A 23,233-nucleotide genomic window follows, 5' to 3' on the forward strand; every position below is an offset into this window, starting at 1 on the left:
TACAAAACATGGATTTTAAAGCACAGATATTGGCCGGTATTCCTTCAACATTACCGGCAAAAAAAAACAGGAATACCGCATTAAGCCACGCACCGGTAAGGAAGAATGTGTTAACCACAGCTGAAAAAAAGCTAAGCATTAAAAATGCTTTACGTTATTTCCCAAAAACTTGGCACCAAGAGCTTGCACAAGAATTTTTAGCTGAATTGGAAAATTACGGACACATTTATATGTACCGTTTTATGCCCGATTATACCATTTATGCGAGAGATATAATTGCATATCCATGCCGTACTATCCATGCTGCGGCAATTATGCTCATGATTCAAAATAATCTAGATCCGGCAATTGCACAGCACCCTGAAGAGCTTATTACTTATGGCGGAAACGGAAGCGTATTCCAAAATTGGGCGCAATATCTTTTAACCATGCAATATCTTGCCACGATGACCGATCAGCAAACGCTGAATATTTATAGCGGGCATCCACAGGGATTATTTCCATCAAGTATCGCTGCGCCTCGGGTAGTGGTAACCAATGGGATGATGGTGCCGAATTATTCTTCACCTGAAGATCTTGAAAAGTTTAACGCTTTAGGTGTAACCCAATACGGCCAGATGACGGCAGGTTCGTACATGTACATAGGGCCTCAGGGCATTGTTCATGGCACTGCCATTACCTTAATGAATGCTTTCCGTAAAAAAGGTTTTTATGGGCCAGATACGGCAGGGAAAATATTCCTTACCGCGGGTTTAGGTGGCATGAGTGGTGCACAAACTAAGGCGGGCAATATTGTAGGTTGTATTACCGTGTGTGCAGAGGTAAATTCCCAGGCCGCAACCAAAAGGCATCAACAGGGTTGGGTAGACGAGCTGATCGATAACTTAGATGAACTGGTTAACCGTGTGCTACTTGCCCAAAAAGGGAAGGAAACGGTATCCCTGGCATATATTGGTAATGTTGTTGATGTTTGGGAGCGATTTGATCAGGAAGATATTGAAGTTGCCATTGGTTCTGATCAAACTTCACTGCATAATCCATACGCAGGTGGTTATTATCCTGTTGGTTTAAGTTTTGCTGAAGCGAATGAAATGATGGCCAATGCACCTGGTCAGTTTAAAGAGTATGTTCAGAATTCATTAAAAAGGCAAGCAACAAGCATTAACAAACATACTGCCAAGGGAACTTATTTTTTCGATTATGGAAATGCTTTTTTATTGGAGTGCAGTAGGGCAGGTGCCGATGTAATGTCGGCAAGGGGGATAGATTTTAAATACCCATCCTATGTAGAGGATATTTTAGGGCCATTGTGTTTCGATTATGGTTTTGGTCCGTTTAGGTGGGTTTGTGCCTCAGGAAACGAAAAGGATCTCGATTTAACCGATCAAATGGCTAGAGCGGTAATGGAAGAAATTAAGCTTACTGCTCCGAAAGAAATACAGCAACAATTGCAGGACAATATCAATTGGATCGGTGCAGCAAAAGAAAATAAACTTGTGGTAGGCTCAAAAGCACGGATTTTATATGCGGATGCCGAAGGTAGGGCAAAGATTGCGATGAGGTTTAACGAAGCGATTAATGCCGGCCAATTATCTGCCCCAGTTATCCTGGGTAGAGATCATCACGATGTAAGCGGAACGGATTCTCCTTTTAGAGAAACCAGCAATATTTATGATGGAAGCAGATTTACTGCAGATATGGCTATCCACAATGTAATTGGTGATAGTTTTAGAGGCGCAACATGGGTTTCAATCCATAATGGCGGGGGAGTTGGCTGGGGAGAAGTTATAAACGGCGGTTTCGGAATGGTGTTGGATGGAAGCGAACAGGCAGCCGAAAAACTGCAAAATATGCTTTTTTACGATGTAAACAATGGAATTGCCAGAAGAAGCTGGGCACGTAATAAAGAAGCCCGCTTTGCTATCGAACGCGAAATGGCACGTACCAATACCTTGAAGATTACGTTACCCAATCTGGTTGATGATGATTTGTTGGATGGCTTGGGGATAGGGTAGATTTTTCTTATTTAACCATAAAGAAAATAAGAAAGACCCAGCGTATTCCCTGTTGTTGTCTCAATGAGCGGAGTTGAAGCAATTTTTAAAGAGTAGTCTTGGAGAACTGAAGAAGTGTTTCTTCAGTACCTCAACTATATACTGGCCATAACTTCCTTAAACAGGTTTTTAATAACGTGAATTTCTGATGCATACTGTGTATTTTTTCTACAGCCAAAATATAAGGTGTTGGTCAGTTTTGAAGTACCTTCCCAAATTACCTTTACTTTTTCTTCTTCAACTTCTTTTTTGCAAAGAAAATCGGGTATAATAGCCAAGCCTTTTCCACCAGATAAGCAACGGACAATCGAATTAAGGTTAGGTACAATATAGTTTGGACGGAAATCTGCATGCTTGCCAAAGTTAAGCTGCCAGAAACGTAAAAGGTGTTCCATATCGCCGGCGGTTCCGTACCATTTCTGCTGTTTTAGCCATGCTTCCATTCCGGCTAAATCGTTCTCTTTAACCAACGAATCAAAAGTTTCTCCATCCGTTTCTATTCCACCTACTAAAACGATGGTTTCGGAAGAAAAGGCCTCATGTTCTACATTAGGAGAATTACCTTTTTGCGGGGTAATAATCAGGTCTAAAATACCTTTATCCAATTGATCGAGCATTTCAGGGTATTCTCCAAAACGGATAATTACATTAAAAGGTAAGGTTGAAATATATTGTTCGAGTGTAATCTGAAAAGTTTCAAAACACATGCCTACGCTAATGGTTGGTGTATGTTTCTCCGTACTTTTTTGAAAATGTTTTTCGGCATCCTCGAGTTTGGTTAGCGGCTCCACAATAAAATTATACAATACTTTTCCTTTTTCAGTAGGAATCATCTTCCTTCCTGTACGCTCGAACAACTTGTAACCGACATAACTTTCTAAAGAACTTAAATGCAAGCTCACCCCAGGCTGCGAAATAAACAGATTTTCTGCCGCACCGGTTAAGGTCCCTGTTTTATAAATTGCTTTAAAACTTCTATACCATTCTAAATTAACCATCATTTATAGTATTATAATTCTGATACAAAGCTATGAATTAACTTGTTTTAATAATAGATATAGGCGCTGTAATTTTGTGTTATCAAAATAGAAAAACGAAATGACAAAAATATTCATTATTAACGGAGGGCAAAAATTTGGTCATTCCGGTGGCAGGTTTAACGAGACGATAGCTAATGCTACTGCTGATTTCTTTTCTTCATTGGAAGAATTTGAAGTAAAAACAACCAATATCAACCACGATTACGACCCTAAGGAAGAAGTGGAGAAATATGTTTGGGCTGATGTGGTGATTTACCATACCCCAATCTGGTGGTTTCAGCTGCCACATGGGTTTAAAAAATACATTGATGTGGTATTTACAGAAGGCCATAAAAAAGGAATTTACGTTAGCGACGGCCGTAAGGCTGATAATCCAACCCGAAATTACGGTACAGGTGGTATGTTGCACGGACGGAAATATATGGTAACATCATCATGGAATGCACCAAAAGAGGCTTTTACTTTACCAGAAGAATTTTTTATGGAAACCAGTGTAGATGATGGCGTATTGTTCGGTTTCCACAGAATGAATGCTTTTACCGGGATGGAACGGGTAGATGGCATCCATTTTCATGATGTAGAAAAGAATGCAGATATTAGGAGTGCACTTAAATTGCATCAGGAACATTTAACCCAAAAATTTTTAAATACAGAAGTATATGAGCATTTATTTAACAGCAATAGTTAAAAGCAAAAAAGAAACTACAGTGGCATTAAGAACCATGCTGCTGGATATGGTTGCAAATTCTCGTAAAGAAGAAGCCTGTATCCAATACGATCTGCATGAATCTGCAGTTGATAATACTTTTATTTTTCAGGAGGAATGGAAAGATCAGGCAGGTTTAGATCTGCACGATAAGCAGTCATATATTTTAGCCTTTGTAGCACAAGCTGATCAGCTGACAGACAATATTATCATCTATAAAACAGAAAAACTGGTCTGATTACAGTTTCGCACGCCTGGCTGTTAACGAAGAACCTGCAGAAGCAATTACAACAAAAGCTACAGCAAAACACTCTTTTAAAGTGAGGTATTCTTGTAGAAAAAAGAGTGCGGCCAATGAGGCCATAGCAGGTTCGAGGCTCATTAAAATACTGAAAGTCCGGGCAGGAAGCTGCTTAAGGGCCCTCATTTCTAGGGTAAAGGGAATAGCGCTTGATAGTAGAGCAAGTGCTGCTCCTAACCCTATTAATTTAGGGTTCAACGTGTTTAAACCTCCACCATAAATACCAAAGGGTATAATTACTATTGTAGCAAATAACATCCCTATGGCAACGGCATCGCCACCTTTCATTATTTTTGAAATTCTACCTCCTAAAATAATATAACCAGCCCAGAAAACGCCGGCCAAAAGTGCCAGGAGTACGCCGGCTAAATTTAGCCCTGTACCTGTCCATGGTGTAATCAATACAATACCGATAGCAGCAAGTACCACCCAAAGAAAATCAATAGGTTTTTTCGACCCGAAAATGGCAAGTCCTAGTGGCCCGGCGAATTCTAAAGTTACCCCTAAGCCGATCGGGATGCGGGCAATAGCCATGTAAAAAACCATATTCATTACACCTAAACAAACGCCATACAGGATAACGTATTTCCATTGTTTCGCATTTAGTTTAAATAGGTTTGGTCTAAAGGCAATTAGTAAGATTAATGCAGATAAGCCGATGCGTAATGATGCCGTTGCGGCGGCGCCAATTTGCGGAAAAAGACCTTTTGCAATTGCCGCACCACATTGCACACTGATAATTGATAATAAAACAGCAGGTATAGGCGGGATATTGATTTTGCTTTTCATCTTGGGCTCGTAAATGAAGCGCAAAATTAAGGAATTATGATTTGCTAATATTTTAAAATAAAAAAAGGGAGAATCAGATTACGCTAATTCTCCCTTTTACCAAGGTTTTTAGTTATTAAGAAAACAGTTCCTGTTCATCTCTGTTTTCAGTCGGAATTTTCTTTAAGAAGTCATCAAATGCCGGCCCTTCATTATCAGAATATATGCCATAAGCATCTAATATGTACCCAATATTTTTTTCCTCATCTTCAACCAAATATAATACTGAGTTGTCTGCTGGGTCTGAATCTCCCTCAAAACGATAGGTTTTTACAATAGTTAAATCTTCGGGTTTATAAATTTTTCCCAACGATTTACTTTGCATCTTACCGTGATCAGAAATTTTTAGTTCGTTATCTTTTCCTTTCAGCCTCAATTTCTCCAAAATTTGACTTAAAGTGTTCATTGCAATTGGCTGTTCCATAGTTGTAACATTTTATATTGATTAAACAAGTGGCATTCGAAATGGTTTTGCCCATCTTTCTTTTTAAAACAAACTAAATGATTGTCAATCTGTTTCTTATGTGAACTAATTTTTGTAAAATGAAAAAATATCTTTTTAGCTTAGTTATAGCAGGCGCAGCGCTTATAAGTGCTTGCGCTAAAACCGACAAAGAAGTTGCCCAGGCTACATTGACCGAAACGGCTGATAATACCAAAACCATTGGAACAGCAAAGTTTTACGAACTGAGTGATGGAAAAATTAAGATGGATATAGAGATGAATTTTGCAGCACGTGCAGATAGTAATGTTGCTGTCCACTTTCACGAACATGGCGATTGTGGTAATATGGGCGAAAATACACATGGCCACTGGAACCCAACAAAAGAGGCTCATGGCAAATGGGGGTCTGCCGCTTACCACAGCGGAGATATTGGTAACATTATGTTAAATCATAAAGGCCATGCAACCCTTTCTGTTACTACCGATAGATGGAGCATTAAAGATGGCGATGTTAAAAATATTATCGGTCGTGGAATTATTGTACATGGCGGTACTGATGATTATACTACACAACCAACCGGTAACTCAGGTCCGCGGGTGGGCTGTGGTGTAATTGAAGCGGTGAAATAATGTTTTGTATATTAGTTTGATCGTCATTTCGAGTGGAGTGCAACGCAGTCGAGAAATCTATTAAAGATCTCTCCATTTCACTGCGTTTCAGTCGAGATGACGATTTTCTGTTAGAGCCTTTAAGCGGTTAAATTTTTAATCGCTTTTTTTATGCAATTTGATAAAGGTTGTCATCATCATTAAAAAACCTAAATTATTATGGCAACGCTAAACGAATCTCAAAGCGGCAAGGCTGCAAAAGGAAGAACCAAAAAATCAACACCGAAGGTAGATCTTACGGCAATGGTAGATCTGATGTTTTTATTGACTACATTTTTTATGCTCACCACTTCATTGGGTTCTTTAAATGCGGCAGATATTGCTAAGCCCAATAAAACGGATATCAATATTGTAGAAAATTATCCCGAATCGCGCACCATGACCATCCTGCTTGGTAAAAACAATAAGGCTGTTTGTTACATGGGAACAATAGAAAAGGCGGATATGAAAGTTGCCTCGGTAGCTAACATTCAGAAAGAGATCTTTGCAAATGAGAAACTTGTGGCTAAGACACATCACAATAATCCATCAAAGTATATGATCGTGATTATCAAACCTAGCAAAACCGCCAAGTTCCAGAATTTTGTAGATGTAATTGACGAAATGAAGATTGCCAATATTAAATCATACGCTATTGACGACGATCATATTGTAGAAAAAGAGATCGCATTTATGAAAATAAATGGTCTTTAAATGGGCGGTTCTTATCGTAACTGTACTTAAAATAGAGCGAATAAAAAGAATATAAAGTGTTTTAATGTTAATGAATAAATTGAATAGCGTAAATTATACACTATGCTTTTGCTAAACACTTGGTTTTTGACTGCTTTAAGGGTGTTTTTTTAACAATATTATATAAATGTTAGGTTTGTGTTAGATGTTTAATACTACATCTGTATAGCTAATATTATTACATTCGTCGAAGTGTTTGGCCAAGCATCAGGCGCATCCCGAAAAGCCTTCAAAAGAGTAGGGATCTTAAAACTCAAAAAAAAATCTAGTATGAAAAGTTTAGAATTAAAAAATCTTGGTGTTAAAGAAATGAACACAACTGAAATGTCTCAAGTTGAAGGTGGTGGTATTATTAACAATACATTAAACGAACTTTTAACTTCTCTTGCAGGAACTTTAAATGCAGTTGGTGCAGATACTTCAGCATTTTTAAGCAAAACAGTAACCAATGTTTTGAAACTTGTTTGGAGTCTATAAGCAATTATTGCATCCGCTGTTCTGGTTTTCAGAATAGCGGATGCTTTACGATTTCAATACTATGGCGCTAACCAGCTACTCTACAGAAAGAATTTCAAATACCGCTCTCGTTTACCGTTCTAAAATTAGTAAATCAAGCCAGTTAATTTATATCGTTGCCGTGGCAGCCATTTTAATTGTTTTGGTTGCGCTTCCCCTTATTAAAATACCTATTAGTATAAATGGTACAGGTATTTTACAATCTACTATCGAAAAAACAGAACTTATTGTACCGGTTAATGGCCGGTTAATACAATACCGCCTCTCGGATAATAAAAGGCTTAAACAAGGTGATACGCTTTTAGCTATTGATGCCGGTTTACCCAGGCAGCAGGATGCCTTGGTAGAAACACGCAAAAATCAGATTGCCCAATTTTTACAGGATATACGTACGTTACTCTCGTTTAATGGCGGCTCATCGAGCCTGCAAACGGGGCAGTATGTAGCATCGTGGCAGCAATATGTGCAAGAGTTAAAAAACGCAGGAATTGCGAAAAGACAGGCCGCCAGTATCTTTGCGCGTTACAATAAACTTTATCAGAATAAAGTGCTAACGCAATCAGAATATGAAAAATACAAATACGAACTTGAGCAGGCCGAATCGGTTTACTTAATGGTGCGTACCAAATATAAAACGCAATGGCAAACCGAAGCCAATGGTTACCGCAATGAGCTGCGCCAGCTTTCTGGGCAGCAGGCAGAACTTAACGAACAGAAAAAACAATATGTACTGCGTGCGCCGATTGATGGTTCTGTGCAGAGTTTAATCGGCTTGCAGAATGGTGCATACGTATTTGCGAACCAAAAAATAGGAGAGGTTTCACCAGATGCCGGTTTGGCAGCTTATTGTTATATCAACCCTTCAGATATTGGCCTCATTAAAAAAGGACAGGAAGTGCACTTCCAGATTAATGCTTATAACTATAATCAGTGGGGTTTAGCAATAGGGAAAGTGATTGATATTTCAGACGATATTGTTATTTTAAATGGTAACCAGCCTGCTTTTAAAGTAAAGTGTTTAATGGATAAAAATTTTCTGATGCTGAAGAATGGTTATAAAGGATACCTCAAAAAAGGAATGAATTTTACCGCCCGTTTTAAAGTAACAGACCGTAGTTTATATCAGTTACTTTACGATAAGGTAGATGATTGGGTTAATCCAAACTTAATCCAAAAAACATAAAGGCAATGAGTACAAAGGTTAAGCAACGAGATATAACAGATTGTGGTGCGGCTTGTCTGGCTTCAATTGCGGCTCATTATAAACTAGATTTGGCTGTTGCCCGCATTAGGCAGCTGGCCGGAACCGATAAAAAAGGTACAACCGTTTTAGGACTTGTAGAAGCGGCCCAAAAACTAGGGTTTGAGGCGAAGGGTGTAAAAGCACCTTTCGATAGTTTATTTAAAATACCTACGCCCGCTATTGCACATATCATTGTGAATGATATCCTTCAGCATTATGTAGTGATTTATAAAGTAAATGGTAAGTTTATAGAGGTGATGGACCCTATAGATGGGAAAGTGCACCGTAAAACACATGATGAATTCAAAAAGGAGTGGACTGGTGCTTTAGTCTTATTGTTGCCATCAGAAGATTTTCAGATCGGCAATGAGAAAAAATCAATCCAGGGTAGATTTTGGAGCTTGATTAAACCGCACAAAGGCATTCTGACGCAAGTTTTATTTGGTGCTATTGTTTATACTGTACTGGGTTTATCAACCTCTATTTTTGTTCAGAAGCTAGTCGATTTTGTACTGGTAGATGGTAACCATAACCTGCTAAACCTCATGAGTATAGCCATGATGGTTATTCTTGTGGTACAGCTGTTTATTGGCTCGGTAAAAACAATTTTTACCTTAAAAACCGGTCAGCTAATCGATTCGCAGCTTATTTTAGGCTACTACAAACACCTGCTCCGTTTGCCACAGCAATTTTTTGATACCATGCGGGTGGGCGAAATTATTTCGAGGATTAACGATGCCGTAAAAATCAGAACATTTTTAAATGATGTATGCGTAAATTTTGTAGTCAACATTTTTATTGTTTTCTTCTCATTCATCATGATGTTTACATACTACTGGAAACTGGCGCTCATTACGCTTACCGTTATCCCGTTGTATCTGATTATTTATGCAATTACCGATAAATTTAACAAACGTACGCAACGGAGGTTGATGGAAGATGCTGCCGAGCTCGAATCGCAATTGGTAGAAAGCTTAAATGCCGTAGGTACCATTAAACGTTTCGGCTTAGAAGATCACGCCAACGACAAAACCGAAACCCGTTTCATCAAATTGCTTCAGGCTGGCTTTAAATCGAATATTAATGCTGTTGTATCGGGTACTTCTACCGAATTTATTTCGCGCATGATTACAATTGTATTGCTTTGGGTTGGCGCGGGTTACGTGTTAAGCAATTCGATTACACCTGGAGAATTACTGTCGTTTTATACATTGATCGGTTATTTTACAGGGCCCGTTTCATCTTTAATCGGCATGAATAAAACCGTACAGGATGCCGTTATTGCAGCCGATAGGCTGTTCGAAATTATGGATCTGGAGCGTGAAAGTGATGAGAACCAGATTGAATTAAGTACTGATAAAGTTGGCGATATCCACTTCGAAAACGTTTCTTTCCGCTATGGGGCAAGGTTGCCCGTTTTCGAAAATCTAAATTTAACCATTCCACAAGGTAAATTTACGGCCATAGTGGGCGAGAGCGGGTCAGGAAAATCAACTTTAATGTCGATACTACAAAACATTTATCCTATACAGGCGGGTAATGTGCGTATTGGCAAGTATGATCTGAAATACATTACCAATTCGTCGCTCCGCAGAATGGTATCGGTAGTGCCGCAGCAGATTGATTTATTTGCAGGCAATGTAATCGATAATATTGCCATTGGAGAAGAAGAACCCGATATGCAAAGGATTATTGATATTGCCAATAAATTGGGTTTAATTGGCTTTATTGAGGCTTTACCTAAAGGCTTTCAAACTTATTTGGGTGAAAATGGTACATCTTTATCGGGCGGACAAAGGCAGCGTATTGCCATTGCAAGGGCTTTATACCGCGATCCGGAAATTCTGATTTTAGACGAGGCCACCTCATCGCTCGATTCGGTTTCGGAACAACATGTACAACGCATGATCGAGTTTTTAAAAGAAGAGCACAAAACGGTAATTGTAATAACCCACCGCTCGAGTACACTGAATAATGCCGATAAGATTATTGTATTGGATAAAGGTGTAGTGGTAGAGCAAGGCAGCCACCAGGAACTGAAGTACCATTTGGCCTAGACTCAAGAAGTTTATTAGGGTACGACTGTGTGCAAACTTCGTAAGTTTAGCGGAGGGAGAAAGCCTAAATATTTTATATTGTTTTTTGTAAAGCAATTGCAGTAGCTTTTTTAATGTTCGCCCTGCTTTTCATTACAAGTCCGCACCCGATGAAAGATCGGGCTTACGGGCTTTCCATTTCAATCAGGTTTGGATAGGTTAGGCATTTGCTACTATTAACGAATTCTGCACAGTTCCAAAATATTTATTTTTAAGCGCATTACCTTTCTCAAGAACCACCTGCCCAGGTTAAATAAACCTGACAGAAGCGAGCACCGAACGCAGGGAGGTAAAGCGGATGGCGGGACTTTCGTAACCGATGTGTGCAGAACCCTGCTTTCCAAAAACCTATCAATGGTTTTTTCGCTATTTGCTGAGCCGCCAAGCAGGGAATCGACATGAAAGATTGCTTCGTCGTTCTTTCTCACAATGACGATTTTCGAGAAGATTATTTTTTCTTAGGAGGATTTCTGATCATAGAACCACCGGCCAAAGTTAACTAAACCTGACAGGAGCGAGCACCGAACGTAGTGAGGTAAAGCGGATGGCGGGACTTTCGTAATCGATGCACGCAGGCCCCTGCTTTCCAAAAACTTATCCATGATTTTTCTGCTGTTTTGCTAGGCCAAGCACGGAAGGAGCAGCATTTAGCCATACTGCGCGGAAACAAAAAAGGCGTTCTGCACTGCTGCAAAACGCCTTATGTAATAATATTTCGTTAATTAAATGCCGAAAGCAGCTTTAACCTGATCTACGTAATCTAATTTTTCCCAGGTAAACAAATCAACAGTAACTGTTTTTTCTTCACCGTTTGGTGTTTTGAAAGTTTTGCTAACGGTTTCTGGCGTACGGCCCATGTGCCCATAAGCGGCTGTTTCGCTATAAATTGGGTTTCTTAATTTTAAACGTTGTTCAATAAAATAAGGACGCATATCAAAAATCGATTCTACAATTTTAGCAATCTCGCCATCTGTTTTACCTACTTTACCTGTACCGTAAGTGTTGATGTAGATACCCATAGGTTTAGCTACACCGATTGCGTATGATACCTGCACCAAAATCTCATCAGCTACACCAGCTGCTACTAAGTTTTTAGCGATATGACGGGTTGCATAAGCCGCACTTCTATCTACCTTACTTGGATCTTTTCCAGAGAAAGCACCGCCACCATGTGCACCTTTACCGCCATAAGTATCAACAATAATTTTCCTTCCTGTTAAACCCGTATCGCCATGCGGACCACCAATTACAAATTTACCGGTTGGGTTAATGTGGTATTCAATTTTATCATTAAATAAATGTGCGTAAGCAGGGTTGGCTTTTATAATTCTTGGAATCAGAATATTCACTAAGTCAGTTTTGATTTTAGCCAACATTGCGGCCTCTTCATCAAAATCATCGTGTTGTGTAGAAATTACAATCGCATCGATACGCACCGGTTTGTTGTTATCGTCGTATTCCAAAGTAACCTGGCTTTTCGCATCTGGGCGTAAATAAGTAATTTCGTTATTTTCGCGGCGTAAAACAGCCAGTTCCTGCAATAACTTATGAGAAAGATTTAATGCCAAAGGCATATAATCTTCAGTTTCGTTGGTAGCATAACCAAACATCATACCCTGATCGCCAGCACCTTGTTCTTCCTTGTTGCTTCTGTCTACACCCTGGTTAATATCTTGAGATTGCTCGTGTATTGCTGATAAAATTCCGCAAGAGTTGGCCTCAAACATATACTCGCTTTTGGTGTAACCAATTTTCTTAATTACATCGCGGGCAATTTGTTGTACATCTAAATATGTTTTAGATTTTACCTCACCAGCCAAAATAACCTGACCAGTAGTTACCAAAGTTTCGCAAGCAACTTTTGATTCTGGATCGAAAGCTAAAAAGTTATCAATTAATGCATCCGAAATTTGATCGGCGATTTTATCTGGGTGGCCTTCAGAAACAGATTCTGATGTAAATAAATATGACATTTATTAAATAAATTAATGGTAAATAAACAAATTAATACTTGCCAAACCCCTTGGAAACAGGTGTTTAAATGATTGAAAGGAGGCATTAGCAATTTTTTTAAGTGGTTGCAATCCGGTCCCGAGGTGTCGGGATAGCAAATCAATCCACTTTTTTACTGGTGCAAAATTAGCATATTTTCTTTATTTCAAAAATTATAGATTATTTTGTGCACTCATTCTTACACTTTGCACACAAAGATCAATATCCTTTTTATTATAAACCCTATCTCTGGTGGGAGAGGGAAGTTGCGCATCCCCGGTTTTATTGATCAATATTTGGATAAGGAAAAGTTTAGCCCAAACTTTGTTTTTAGCGAATATGTTGGTCATGCGGGCGAACTTGCAGATGAAGCGGCAACTAAAAATTTCGATGTAATTGTAGCTGCTGGAGGCGATGGTACCATTAACGAGGTAGCCAGTAAAGTGTTAAAACACCATAAAATTTTAGGGATTTTGCCGCTTGGATCGGGAAACGGCCTTGCCAGATTTTTAAGGATATCGAAAAATTTAAGATATGCACTTTCATTGATCAATAATTTTAAGGTTGATGAGATTGATACTGCCGAATTTAATAACAAATGTTTTTTTAATCTGGCCGGTATGGGGTTTGATGCCCATTTGAGCGCTGTTTTTTCAAAAGATAAAAAACGCGGACTTTCGGGCTATGTAAAATTGGGTTTCCAGGAGGTTTTTAATTACAAGCCTCAAACCTATCAGCTTAATATCGACGGGACTGAATACACCAGAAAAGCTTTTGCGATCAGCATTGCCAATTCGTCTCAGTATGGAAATGACGTTTATATCTCGCCAAATGCCTCGGTAAAGGATGGATGGCTTGATGTATGCATTATTAAACCTTTCCCGATAATAAAATTGCCAATATTGGGTTATGTAATGTTGAGGGGCAAGGCAGAAAGCTCTGATATGATTGAGATTATTAAAGGGAAGAATATTAAAATTACAAGAGAAATGGCGGGCGCAGTGCACGTTGATGGTGAGCCTTTACAGATGGGGACAGAGATAGAAGCGGTGGTGAACCCACTCTCGCTCAGGGTGATCGTGCCTTAGTTGAGTTTGGAGCTGAGCGCTTGGAGTTTGGAGCAGAGCTGGCGAATAAACAATCAACCATGGACTATTGACTAATTAACCACTGGCCAATGAACCTTTTATAAAACATGAAACCAAAGAAAAACAGTTTAAGTGATTTAGGCGGAATTATGTATTCTACCAATCCCGAATTCGAATACGAAGAAGAAGTTGACGATACCGTTACCTCGCCAAACAACCAGCAAGATTTAAGGGTAATGCTCGATAAAAAGAACCGTGGCGGTAAGGCGGTAACCTTGATTACAGGTTTTAAGGGCCGTACTGAAGATTTAGAGGTATTGGGCAAAATGCTTAAAACCAAATGTGGTGTAGGCGGCTCGGTTAAAGACGGAGAAATCATGATCCAGGGCGACGTGCGCGATAAAGTGATGGGCATCCTGCAGAAAGATGGGTATAAAGTAAAGAAAGCCGGAGGCTAGTCCCTTGTAAAATACTAAAAGTTTACTCACTAATACTAATTGCAAACCAGTGGATACTCAATGTTGATTTTTAAATGGATAACGCGAGACTACTTTCGTTGAACATTTAAATCAATTAACATGAAACAGTTATTATTTTTACTCTTTTTTATCATTTTTATAGGCCTTCAAATTGCCCATGCTGCAGCTATTGGCGGGCCCGAAGTAATTCTCCTCATTATGGTTGGCTTAATCTCAATAGCTGTAATGATCGGTTTTGTTTTCTTATGTCTATATTTATTCAAAAGATCTAAGCGGGTAGAAAATGAGAAATAAGATAGTTTTTGGGTTAACTTTTATTGTTGCGTATGGCATACAGGTTGCTCATGCCGCTATGTTAGGTGCACCCGAAATAATAATGCTTTTGGTAGCAGGCCTTGTCTTTTTCGGCTTTTTTGGTGGTATTTTTATGCTGATCTACTTTTTAATTAAAAAAAACCAGACTACATCATCAAACCCAGCTCCGAATACAGTTGCCATAAACTTTGCGCCACCACTTACATATCCAAATTCCACAATTGAGGAAACAACCGACAAAAAAGAAATCGGTAAAGGAAACGTTAGGATAGCGCTACCTCAACAGCATGAAATTAGATATGTTGGTATCGAAGAAATTGTAAGATGTGAAGCGGATAACAACTATACCAATTTCTTTTTTAACGATGGCGATCAGCTATTGATTTCAAAATCATTAAAAGAATACTCAGATTTGCTTAAACCCCACGGTTTTGTGCGGGCACATCAAAGCCACCTGGTTAACCCGAAATTTGTAAAAAGCTGGTTAAAAGAAGATGGTGGAACGCTTTTAATGGATAGTGGCGATAAAATTCCGGTGAGTAAACCCAATAGAGAATTGGTAAAAGAGGTGTTGGGGAAATAGTTAAAACACAAAGAACACGAGACAAATGATTAACTCGCACTTAACGATATTCGCCTATATCAAATAAAATCTCTTTGTGTCTTATTGCCTTTGTGGTCAATTAAACATTACATTTTTGTACTTTTGCGGCTATGTCAGTTATTAAACCCTCATTAGCAAAAGGTACCCGCGATTTTTCTCCGGTTGAAATGGTAAAACGCAACTTTATTTACGATACCATTAAAACAGTTTTCAGAAAATATGGCTACGCCGAAATTCAGACCCCAAGTTTCGAAAACCTTTCTACCTTAACCGGAAAGTATGGCGATGAGGGCGATAAGCTGATTTTTAAAATATTAAACAGCGGAGATTATCTTAAAGATCCGAAAAAGAAATCATTCGATTTTGCTGCGGAAGATAACAGTAATAAACTGATTCCTTTAATTTCTGAAAAAGCACTCCGTTACGATTTAACCGTGCCTTTTGCCCGTTACGTGGTGATGCACCAGAATGATATTACCTTACCTTTTAAGCGTTTTCAGGTGCAGCCGGTTTGGCGAGCCGATCGCCCTCAGAAAGGCCGTTACCGTGAATTTTATCAGTGCGACGTGGATGTGGTGGGTTCGGAAAGTTTATTGAACGAAGCCGAATTTATTTTAATCTACAACGAAGCTTTGAGCAAATTGGGACTAAAAGATTTCAGCATCAAAATTAATAACCGTAAAATTTTATCGGGTATTGCCGAAATTATTGGTAAACCTGATTTAATTATCGATATGACGGTAGCCATCGATAAACTCGATAAAATTGGTTTGGATGGTGTAAGTAAAGAACTGCTGGAGCGTGGCTTTACTGAACAGGATTTAGAAAAGCTCCGCCCGGTAATTTTACTAGAAGGAACCAACGAAGAAAAACTGGCCAGTTTGAAAGAGGTTTTAGCTCAATCTGAAACCGGTTTAAAAGGTATTGCAGAAATAGAACAGGTTTTTGGATATGTAGATAGCCTGATTGCTTATGGTTTGCCATTAACGGCCAAATTAGAGCTAGATATCACTTTAGCACGCGGCTTAAATTATTATACCGGCTGTATTTTCGAAGTTAAAACCAACGAAGTGGCTATGGGAAGTATTGGTGGCGGTGGCCGTTACGATGATTTAACTGGTATGTTCGGCCTAAAAGATTTAACCGGTGTGGGTATTTCTTTCGGCGCCGATCGCATTTATGACGTACTGGAAGAGCTTAATCTTTTCCCTGCTTCAGCAGAAGTTGGAACAAAAGTATTGATCAGTAATTTCGATGCAGAAGCGGAAAAATATGCCTTGCCGATTGTTCAGCAGTTTAGAAATGCGGGGATTTCAGCAGAGCTGTACCCAAGTTCGGCAAAACTAAAAAAACAAATGGCCTATGCTGATGCAAAAAAAATCCCTTATGTAATTTTAATTGGTGGAGATGAAATTGCCAGCGGAGAACTTACATTAAAAGACATGGAGAGTGGAGAACAGAAAAAGCTAACGGTTTTAGGTATATTGGAGTTGTTGAAATAGGTTATTTACCACGAAGACACAAAGAACACTAAGAAATTTCGTCATTGCGAGAAGGCTTTTTCAGCCGACGAAGCAATGACGTACACCTTTACCTCCCGACCCGCAGTAAAACCGGGAAATGAACATCCTTCTCTGCGGCATCACCCCAGGCTTCTTTTAATTCTGTAAACATATATTCGAGCGGATTACGTTCATTGGCCTTTTTGTAGTGCTGTAATGCAGACCAGGTATTCAAATAGCCAATTAATTGGTTAAAATTCCAGGTAGTTTTAATCTGGAAATGAGGCGCAGTAATTTCTTCAAAAGGAAAAGGTATGGTTTTATATCCTTCTTCGATGTAGTGGCGTTCACTATCCCAGTATTTACCCAAAATATCTTCGTAAAGTTTATGTACAGCCTTATCTACTTTTTTATCGATAAACATTAGGCCATAACCAATCACCGCGAAAAGTCCATCGGGCTTTAGTGTTCTTTTTACTTCGGCGTAAAATGCTTCAAAATTAAACCAATGGATGGCCTGTGCCACCGTAATTAAATCGAAACTTTTATCCTCACCGGAAGTCTTTTCTGCAGATTCAACCTTATACTTAATATTAGGCAGCTGTAAAGCATTCTTTAATTGATTCTCGCTGATATCCGTTGCATAAACCTGATCGAAATGCTGAGCCAATACCCGGGCTACCTGTCCATTCCCGGTGGCACAATCCCAGGCATTTCCCTTGTTTTTTACCAGATTAAGCAGATAATCGTATAATTCCTTTGGGTAAGTTGGTCTGTATATGGCGTAATCGGCAGATTGGGCAGAAAAGTTATCTTTCATTGTTGTAATGATGAAATTTTGAATGTTGGAAGGAGAGAATGGCATCAAGATGAGGAACAACTTCGCTCTTTCTTTATAAAATTATTATATTTTTGACTAACAACTGCTGTTGATTTAAGTTTTATTCATTCAATATTCAACATAATCATTCTCTAATATGGAAAAAGCATTACAACAGGACAGAATTAAGGATGTAGAATATCGACTAAAATCTATATTTGGCGGTTCGGTTGGTAATCTTGTGGAGTGGTACGATTGGTATACCTATTCTGCTTTTGCACTTTATTTTTCTCCAGTCTTTTTCCCGAATAGTAATCCTACTGCCCAATTATTAGATACCGCAGGTATTTTTGCAGTTGGTTTTTTAATGCGGCCTATTGGTGGCTGGCTGTTTGGCAGTATTGCCGATAAACTTGGTCGAAAACGCTCGATGACACTTTCTGTACTGATCATGGCAATAGGATCATTAATTATCGGTTTAACCCCAGGTTACAAACAGATTGGAATTGCAGCACCATTATTGCTCGTTTTTGCCAGATTAATTCAAGGTTTGAGTACTGGTGGCGAATATGGAACTTCTGCCACTTACCTCAGCGAAATGGCCACCAAAAAGCATCGTGGATTTTATTCAAGCTTTCAATATGTAACCTTGATCGGTGGACAGCTGTTGGCTTTGGGCATCCAGTTAATCTTACAGAACTGGTTGCTTACACCTGCTGAACTACACGAGTGGGGCTGGCGGATTCCATTTTTTGTTGGCGCTGTACTTTCTTTCATCGCGCTATACCTGCGGAGGCATATCGATGAAACCTCGGCTTTTAAAAGCAAAAAATCAACAGACAAAAAGGGAGGTATTGCTATACTGATGAAATATCCAAAGGAGGTTTTTACCGTTGTAGGCTTAACCTTGGGCGGAACGATTGCCTTTTATACGTTTAGCACTTATATGCAGAAATTCCTGGTTAATACCGTACACCTCAGCAAAGAAACCTCTACAACTTTGTCGTTTATTTCGTTATTGGTTTTTGCAGTTATGCAGCCACTGTTCGGGCTGTTATCTGATAAAATCGGGCGTAAACCTTTATTAATCGGTTTTGGCGTATTAGGCAGTATATGTACCTATCCAATTTTAACAGGCTTGGCAGGAGAAACCAATACCACAATAATATTCCTGATGATGATTGCTGCTTTGATCATTGTGAGCGGGTATACGAGCATTAACGCAGTAGTTAAGGCAGAGCTGTTCCCCGCCGAAATCAGAGCTTTGGGTGTAGGTTTACCTTACGCCTTAACGGTTGCCATTTTTGGCGGAACAGCAGAATATTTTGCCCTATGGTTTAAAAATATAGGTCACGAAAACTATTTCTACTGGTACGTAACCGGATGTATTTTAATCTCCCTGATTTTATATACTACTATGAAAGATACCAAACACCACTCGAAGATAGAGGATTAGATTTTTGTGCATCTTTCGTCATTTCGAGCGGAGTGCAACGCAGCCGAGAACCCAAAGGCTCAGCTAAGCTAAATCTAACTAGAAAGATTTCTCCATTTCGCTACCGATGAAAAATTGGTAAGATACAGTCGAAATGACGATCGATTTTGAAATTTGCCTTTGTTATGAGAGATTTTCCGTGGCAAAAAATAAATGAAATCTACAAATAATTACTCACCTCAATTAAATTCATGTCCGGATCGCGGAGGTAAATAGAGATAATTTTCCCATTGGCGCCAGTGCGTTCTATAGGTCCTTCCTCAATTTCGATGCATTTTTCTTTAAGTTCCTGCATCACTTCATGTAGCGGAAAATCGGTAATAAAACATAGATCGGCCGTTCCAGGCATGGGTTTAAAGGCTTTTGGCTCAGATTCTGATCCATATTGGTGAAGATTGATTTTTTGATTGCCAAATTTGAGGGCTTTTCTGTTTTCGCCAAATTCAACAATTTCCATCCCTAAGGCAAGGCTGTAAAACCTGCAGGTACTTTCTAAATTGGCAACCGTTAGTACAAGGTGATCTAAATTTTTAATGTCCATAATAATTAAATTAGAACTAAAGCATTTGTCCTTTTGTTTTAGGTAAACCAATATTTAGGATATGCTTGCAATATTTGGTTAGTAAATTATCGACAAACAAAATACTCAATTTTTATATATTTACCATTATGCAAAACCTGCCTCCTTTAGCCGAACGTATGCGCCCTCAAAACCTAGATGAATATGTTGGTCAACAACATCTGGTTGGAGAAGGTGCGGTATTACGAAAGGCAATAGAGAGCGGTCAGTTTCCCTCAATGATTTTTTGGGGACCTCCGGGAGTTGGTAAAACTACATTGGCCTATATCATTTCGCAGGCATTAGACCGGCCATTTTTTAATTTGAGTGCCATTAACAGCGGAGTAAAAGATATTCGCGAGGTAATTGATAGGGCGGCACAGCTAAAAGATAGCTTTTTAGGTTTACCTATTTTGTTTATTGATGAGATTCACCGTTTTAGCAAATCGCAGCAAGACAGTTTATTAGGCGCTGTAGAGCGGGGCTTGGTTACCTTGATTGGCGCTACAACAGAAAATCCATCTTTCGAGGTTATTTCCGCTTTGCTTTCCCGTTGTCAGGTTTATATTTTAAAATCGTTAACGGAAGAGGAGTTGGTTGGGTTGTTGCAAACAGCCATTAAAAAAGATGCAGTTCTTGCAGAGAAAAAGATTTCGATCAAAGAACATGAGGCCTTAATCCGTTTGTCTGGTGGTGATGCAAGGAAATTATTAAATGTGCTCGAAATTGCCATTAATGGCATTGGTGGGGATAAAATCGTACTCACTAATGAAAACGTATTGGCACATGCACAGCAAAATCTTGCGCTGTATGATAAAGCAGGAGAGCAACATTATGATATTATTTCGGCCTTTATTAAATCCATCCGTGGCAGCGATCCCAATGCAGCCGTTTATTGGTTGGCACGGATGATAGAAGGAGGCGAAGATCCGCTATTCATTGCCCGGAGATTATTGATTTTGTCTTCAGAAGATATTGGCAATGCCAATCCTAATGCCTTACTTTTGGCCAATAACTGTTTTACTGCGGTAAATGTAATCGGTTATCCGGAGGCGCGCATCATCTTATCGCAGTGCGTAACCTATCTGGCCAGCTCGCCTAAAAGCAACGCATCTTATGAGGCCATAAACAAAGCGCAGGCCTTGGTTAAACAAACAGGTAACTTGCCCGTACCGTTGCATATCCGCAATGCACCCACCAAACTGATGAAAAATATTGGTTACGGAAAAGATTATCAATACTCGCACGGATATGAAGGCAATTTTTCGCCACAAGAATATTTTCCTGAAGAATTAAGCGGCACTAAACTTTACGACCCAGGTAAAAATCCCGCAGAAGAGAAATTGCGCGAAAAGCTAAGGCAGAACTGGAAAGACAAATACAAGTATTAGTGTAACATTTTCTCTCAAATGCATACTAATAGATATATTGACTAAAATCAAACACCTAAACTAAAATATGCTGAGTACTTTTTTAAGCCATCAAAGAAAATCTTTCTGGCGTTCGCGAAACAGGGGCAGTAGCATTGCTGGCCAAATTGTTTTGGGCTTTTTTATGCTATATTTTTTCATATTGGCGCTTGGTGCCGGATTTGGTATGTCTCATTTACTGACCTACTTTTTCCCCAATCAAGATGTAATTAAAAGCTTCAACGGCATTATCCTCTATTATTTTGCATTCGATTTTATCATGCGCATGCAGTTTCAGGAATTGCCAACATTAAGTATCATCCCTTACCTGCATCTCAAAATCCAGAAGAGTAAGATCATTAAATTTTTAAATGTTAAGGCATTGTTCTCGGCATTTAACCTTTGGCCTTTTTTTATTTTCCTTCCCTTCTGTTTCATCAAAATTGCCCCAAGCCTTGGTGCTGTTACCACCATCATGTATATTGTTTCGATATTTTCGATCATGATCTTTAATAACTATATGGTGTTGTATATCAAGCGGAAATCGATCACGAATACACTTTATACCTTTTTAGGCCTGGTTGTTATTGCTGCCTTTGCTGCTTTAGAATATTATAAGATTATTTCAATCATGGCCGGTTCCGATTTCGTGTTCCGTGCCATTGCTGCCCACCCTTATTATGCTTTTGCATTTACTTTGGCTGCTATCGCTATATTTTATTTCAACTCCAGTTTTTTGCGTAAAAATCTATATGTAGAAGAATTAAGCAGCAAACAGGAGAAGAAAGGAAGTACCGATTATGCTTTTCTTAACCGTTTTGGTAAAGTAGGCGAATTGGCTGCTCTGGAATTAAAATTAATTCTCCGCCACAAAAGGCCCCGTTCCGCCGTCATCCTTGGCTTCTTTTTCCTTTTCTATGGGTTCATCTTTTATAAGGAAAAAGCAATCAATACCGATGCTTTCGGACAAATGATGTTTGGTGCTATTTTTATGACAGGTGTTTCGATCATTATTTATGGACAATTTATGTTTGCCTGGCAAAGCGCCCATTTTGATGGGATATTAGCCAATAAAATCAATTTTAAAGATTACATCAGGGCTAAGTTTTTACTCTTTACCATTGGCTGTACCATTATTACCTTATTGGCGAGTTTTTACGGATTTTTGAGTCCGAAGCTGTTGCTCTTACATCTGGCTGCCTATTTATATAACATTGGTTTTGGAACGGTAGTAGTACTTTACCTTGCTACCTTAAACTATAAACGCCTGGATATTACCAAAGCCGCAAGCTTTAACTATCAGGGAACCGGTGCTACCCAATGGCTTTTAATGTTCCCTTATGCACTTACACCAATTTTAATGTATGTACCGTTCGGCATATTGAATAAACCCTATTGGGGATTAGCCGTAGTGGGCACATTCGGGTTAGCCATGCTATTGTTACGGGGCTTTTGGGTTAATTATATTGCAAAAAGATTAGAGTTACAACGTTATAAAATAGCCGAAGGCTTTAGAGAATAATTATGATTTTAGAAGTTAAGAATTTACAAAAAGTTTATGGCGATAAAATCGTTGTAAACATAGAAGATTTGCAGATTGCTGCTGGCGAAACCGTTGGCTTAGTTGGAAATAATGGCGCAGGTAAAACCACTTTCTTCCGAATGCTTTTAGACTTGATCCGCCCTACTAATGGCGAGGTTTTATCGAAAGGCGAAAACGTAATGCATAACGATAATTGGAAAAACTATACAGCATCGTTTTTAGACGAAGGTTTTCTGATTGATTATTTAACGCCTGAAGAATATTTCATTTTTATTGGAAGTTTAAATAATTTAAGTGTAGCTGATGTTTCGGCTTACCTGAGCCAATATGGCGAGTTCTTTAATGGAGAAATATTAAACAGTGGAAAATACATCCGCGATTTTAGTAAAGGGAATCAAAATAAAGTTGGTATTGCAGCTGCGCTGATGCAAAAGCCAGAAATTTTAATTTTAGATGAACCTTTTGCCAACCTAGATCCAACCACACAGATCCGTTTAAAAAAACTGCTGAAAGAGCAAACAGGCAACATGACTACCTTTATCTCCAGTCACGATTTAAATCATGTGACCGACGTTTGTAACCGTATTATCTTAGTTGAAAAAGGTAGGGTAATTAAAGATTTTAAAACAGACGAAAATACATTAAAGGAATTAGAGAATTATTTCTCTGCCTAGTTTTTGTACTAAGAATGATACATTATAGAAGAGTCTCCATTTATTGGGACTCTTTTTTTATGTGTATCGTTCATATTTTTGGTGAAATTGGGCCAAAATGAACAGAAAATACAGTTTGCTTACT

23 protein-coding genes are annotated in these 23,233 nt (G+C 38.9%); 17 read left to right on the forward strand and 6 right to left on the reverse strand.

All coding sequences use genetic code 11. The features are described 5' to 3' along the window. Positions 1-8 precede the first annotated feature (8 nt). Positions 9-2,015, forward strand: coding sequence for a urocanate hydratase (locus HDC90_RS05785; protein WP_184464794.1), 2,007 nt, complete (start codon positions 9-11; stop codon positions 2,013-2,015). A 134-nt stretch (positions 2,016-2,149) separates the two neighbouring features. Here the strand turns inward: HDC90_RS05785 and HDC90_RS05790 are convergent, their stop codons facing one another. Beyond that, positions 2,150-3,055: a LysR family transcriptional regulator gene (locus HDC90_RS05790; protein WP_370576571.1), complete on the reverse strand. Its 906-nt coding sequence runs from the start codon at positions 3,053-3,055 to the stop codon at positions 2,150-2,152. A gap of 97 nt (positions 3,056-3,152) precedes the next feature. Here HDC90_RS05790 and HDC90_RS05795 point away from each other — a divergent pair, with 97 nt between their 5' ends. After that, positions 3,153-3,782 carry an NAD(P)H-dependent oxidoreductase gene (locus HDC90_RS05795; protein ID WP_184464797.1) on the forward strand — a complete coding sequence of 210 codons (630 nt, stop codon included), beginning with the start codon at positions 3,153-3,155 and terminating at the stop codon, positions 3,780-3,782. Beyond that, positions 3,754-4,038, forward strand: coding sequence for a putative quinol monooxygenase (locus HDC90_RS05800; RefSeq protein ID WP_184464799.1), 285 nt, complete (start codon positions 3,754-3,756; stop codon positions 4,036-4,038). The genes HDC90_RS05795 and HDC90_RS05800 overlap by 29 nt, the downstream gene beginning before the upstream one ends. Here the strand turns inward: HDC90_RS05800 and HDC90_RS05805 are convergent, their stop codons facing one another. Both HDC90_RS05805 and HDC90_RS05810 read right to left on the reverse strand, forming a co-directional pair. Next, complete coding sequence (locus HDC90_RS05805; RefSeq protein WP_184464801.1) at positions 4,039-4,890, reverse strand: DMT family transporter; 852 nt, start codon at positions 4,888-4,890, stop codon at positions 4,039-4,041. Positions 4,891-5,005: 115 nt separating this feature from the next. Further along, the gene (locus HDC90_RS05810; RefSeq protein WP_184464803.1) at positions 5,006-5,353 is read right to left on the reverse strand and encodes a hypothetical protein; all 348 of its coding nucleotides are present in this window, start codon (positions 5,351-5,353) and stop codon (positions 5,006-5,008) included. Positions 5,354-5,472: 119 nt separating this feature from the next. Between HDC90_RS05810 and HDC90_RS05815 the strand changes: the two genes are divergently transcribed. The 5 genes from HDC90_RS05815 to HDC90_RS05835 all read left to right on the forward strand — a co-directional run bounded on the left by HDC90_RS05815 (position 5,473) and on the right by HDC90_RS05835 (position 10,590). Continuing rightward, the gene (locus HDC90_RS05815; protein WP_184464805.1) at positions 5,473-6,003 is read left to right on the forward strand and encodes a superoxide dismutase family protein; all 531 of its coding nucleotides are present in this window, start codon (positions 5,473-5,475) and stop codon (positions 6,001-6,003) included. A 198-nt stretch (positions 6,004-6,201) separates the two neighbouring features. Continuing rightward, positions 6,202-6,735: a biopolymer transporter ExbD gene (locus tag HDC90_RS05820; RefSeq protein ID WP_184464807.1), complete on the forward strand. Its 534-nt coding sequence runs from the start codon at positions 6,202-6,204 to the stop codon at positions 6,733-6,735. A gap of 309 nt (positions 6,736-7,044) precedes the next feature. Continuing rightward, positions 7,045-7,251, forward strand: a complete 207-nt coding sequence (locus HDC90_RS05825; RefSeq protein ID WP_057931632.1) for a bacteriocin — start codon at positions 7,045-7,047, stop codon at positions 7,249-7,251. Positions 7,252-7,291: 40 nt separating this feature from the next. Beyond that, positions 7,292-8,473, forward strand: coding sequence for an HlyD family secretion protein (locus HDC90_RS05830; RefSeq protein WP_255497502.1), 1,182 nt, complete (start codon positions 7,292-7,294; stop codon positions 8,471-8,473). Between the two features lie 5 nt (positions 8,474-8,478). Next, positions 8,479-10,590 carry a peptidase domain-containing ABC transporter gene (locus tag HDC90_RS05835; protein WP_184464809.1) on the forward strand — a complete coding sequence of 704 codons (2,112 nt, stop codon included), beginning with the start codon at positions 8,479-8,481 and terminating at the stop codon, positions 10,588-10,590. A 761-nt stretch (positions 10,591-11,351) separates the two neighbouring features. Here HDC90_RS05835 and metK read toward each other — a convergent pair. Next, positions 11,352-12,602: a methionine adenosyltransferase gene (gene metK / locus HDC90_RS05840; protein ID WP_184464811.1), complete on the reverse strand. Its 1,251-nt coding sequence runs from the start codon at positions 12,600-12,602 to the stop codon at positions 11,352-11,354. 225 nt (positions 12,603-12,827) lie between these two features. Between metK and HDC90_RS05845 the strand changes: the two genes are divergently transcribed. The 5 genes from HDC90_RS05845 (at position 12,828) to hisS (ending at position 16,609) form a co-directional block, all read left to right on the forward strand. Beyond that, positions 12,828-13,709 carry a diacylglycerol kinase family protein gene (locus tag HDC90_RS05845; protein WP_255497503.1) on the forward strand — a complete coding sequence of 294 codons (882 nt, stop codon included), beginning with the start codon at positions 12,828-12,830 and terminating at the stop codon, positions 13,707-13,709. A 107-nt stretch (positions 13,710-13,816) separates the two neighbouring features. Continuing rightward, positions 13,817-14,167, forward strand: a complete 351-nt coding sequence (locus HDC90_RS05850; protein WP_184464815.1) for a translation initiation factor — start codon at positions 13,817-13,819, stop codon at positions 14,165-14,167. A 120-nt stretch (positions 14,168-14,287) separates the two neighbouring features. Beyond that, positions 14,288-14,482, forward strand: a complete 195-nt coding sequence (locus HDC90_RS05855; RefSeq protein WP_184464817.1) for a hypothetical protein — start codon at positions 14,288-14,290, stop codon at positions 14,480-14,482. After that, on the forward strand, positions 14,472-15,086 hold the full coding sequence (locus HDC90_RS05860) for a LytTR family DNA-binding domain-containing protein (RefSeq protein ID WP_184464819.1): 615 nt from the start codon (positions 14,472-14,474) through the stop codon (positions 15,084-15,086). Before HDC90_RS05855 ends, HDC90_RS05860 begins: the two co-directional genes overlap by 11 nt. Positions 15,087-15,217: 131 nt before the next feature. Continuing rightward, on the forward strand, positions 15,218-16,609 hold the full coding sequence (hisS, locus tag HDC90_RS05865; protein ID WP_184464821.1) for a histidine--tRNA ligase: 1,392 nt from the start codon (positions 15,218-15,220) through the stop codon (positions 16,607-16,609). Between the two features lie 88 nt (positions 16,610-16,697). Here the strand turns inward: hisS and HDC90_RS05870 are convergent, their stop codons facing one another. Beyond that, entirely contained in the window at positions 16,698-17,429 is a 732-nt protein-coding gene (locus tag HDC90_RS05870; protein ID WP_184464823.1) for a class I SAM-dependent methyltransferase, read from the reverse strand. Positions 17,430-17,586: 157 nt separating this feature from the next. On the opposite strand from HDC90_RS05870, the gene HDC90_RS05875 reads away from it, so the two are divergent. Further along, on the forward strand, positions 17,587-18,885 hold the full coding sequence (locus HDC90_RS05875) for an MFS transporter (protein WP_184464825.1): 1,299 nt from the start codon (positions 17,587-17,589) through the stop codon (positions 18,883-18,885). A 199-nt stretch (positions 18,886-19,084) separates the two neighbouring features. Here HDC90_RS05875 and HDC90_RS05880 read toward each other — a convergent pair whose 3' ends face one another. Continuing rightward, positions 19,085-19,465 (reverse strand): VOC family protein, encoded by a 381-nt coding sequence (locus tag HDC90_RS05880; RefSeq protein WP_184464827.1) that lies wholly within the window; start codon positions 19,463-19,465, stop codon positions 19,085-19,087. Positions 19,466-19,593: 128 nt separating this feature from the next. Here HDC90_RS05880 and HDC90_RS05885 point away from each other — a divergent pair, with 128 nt between their 5' ends. From HDC90_RS05885 to HDC90_RS05895, 3 genes are all read left to right on the forward strand, one after another. Next, a complete protein-coding gene (locus HDC90_RS05885) occupies positions 19,594-20,874 on the forward strand; it encodes a replication-associated recombination protein A (protein WP_184464830.1) in 1,281 nt (426 codons plus the stop codon). Between the two features lie 67 nt (positions 20,875-20,941). Beyond that, entirely contained in the window at positions 20,942-22,414 is a 1,473-nt protein-coding gene (locus HDC90_RS05890) for a DUF5687 family protein (protein WP_184464832.1), read from the forward strand. Between the two features lie 2 nt (positions 22,415-22,416). Then, positions 22,417-23,109, forward strand: coding sequence for an ABC transporter ATP-binding protein (locus HDC90_RS05895; protein WP_184464834.1), 693 nt, complete (start codon positions 22,417-22,419; stop codon positions 23,107-23,109). Positions 23,110-23,233 lie beyond the last annotated feature (124 nt).

This window comes from Pedobacter sp. AK013 (genome assembly GCF_014205835.1).
GTDB lineage: Bacteria > Bacteroidota > Bacteroidia > Sphingobacteriales > Sphingobacteriaceae > Pedobacter.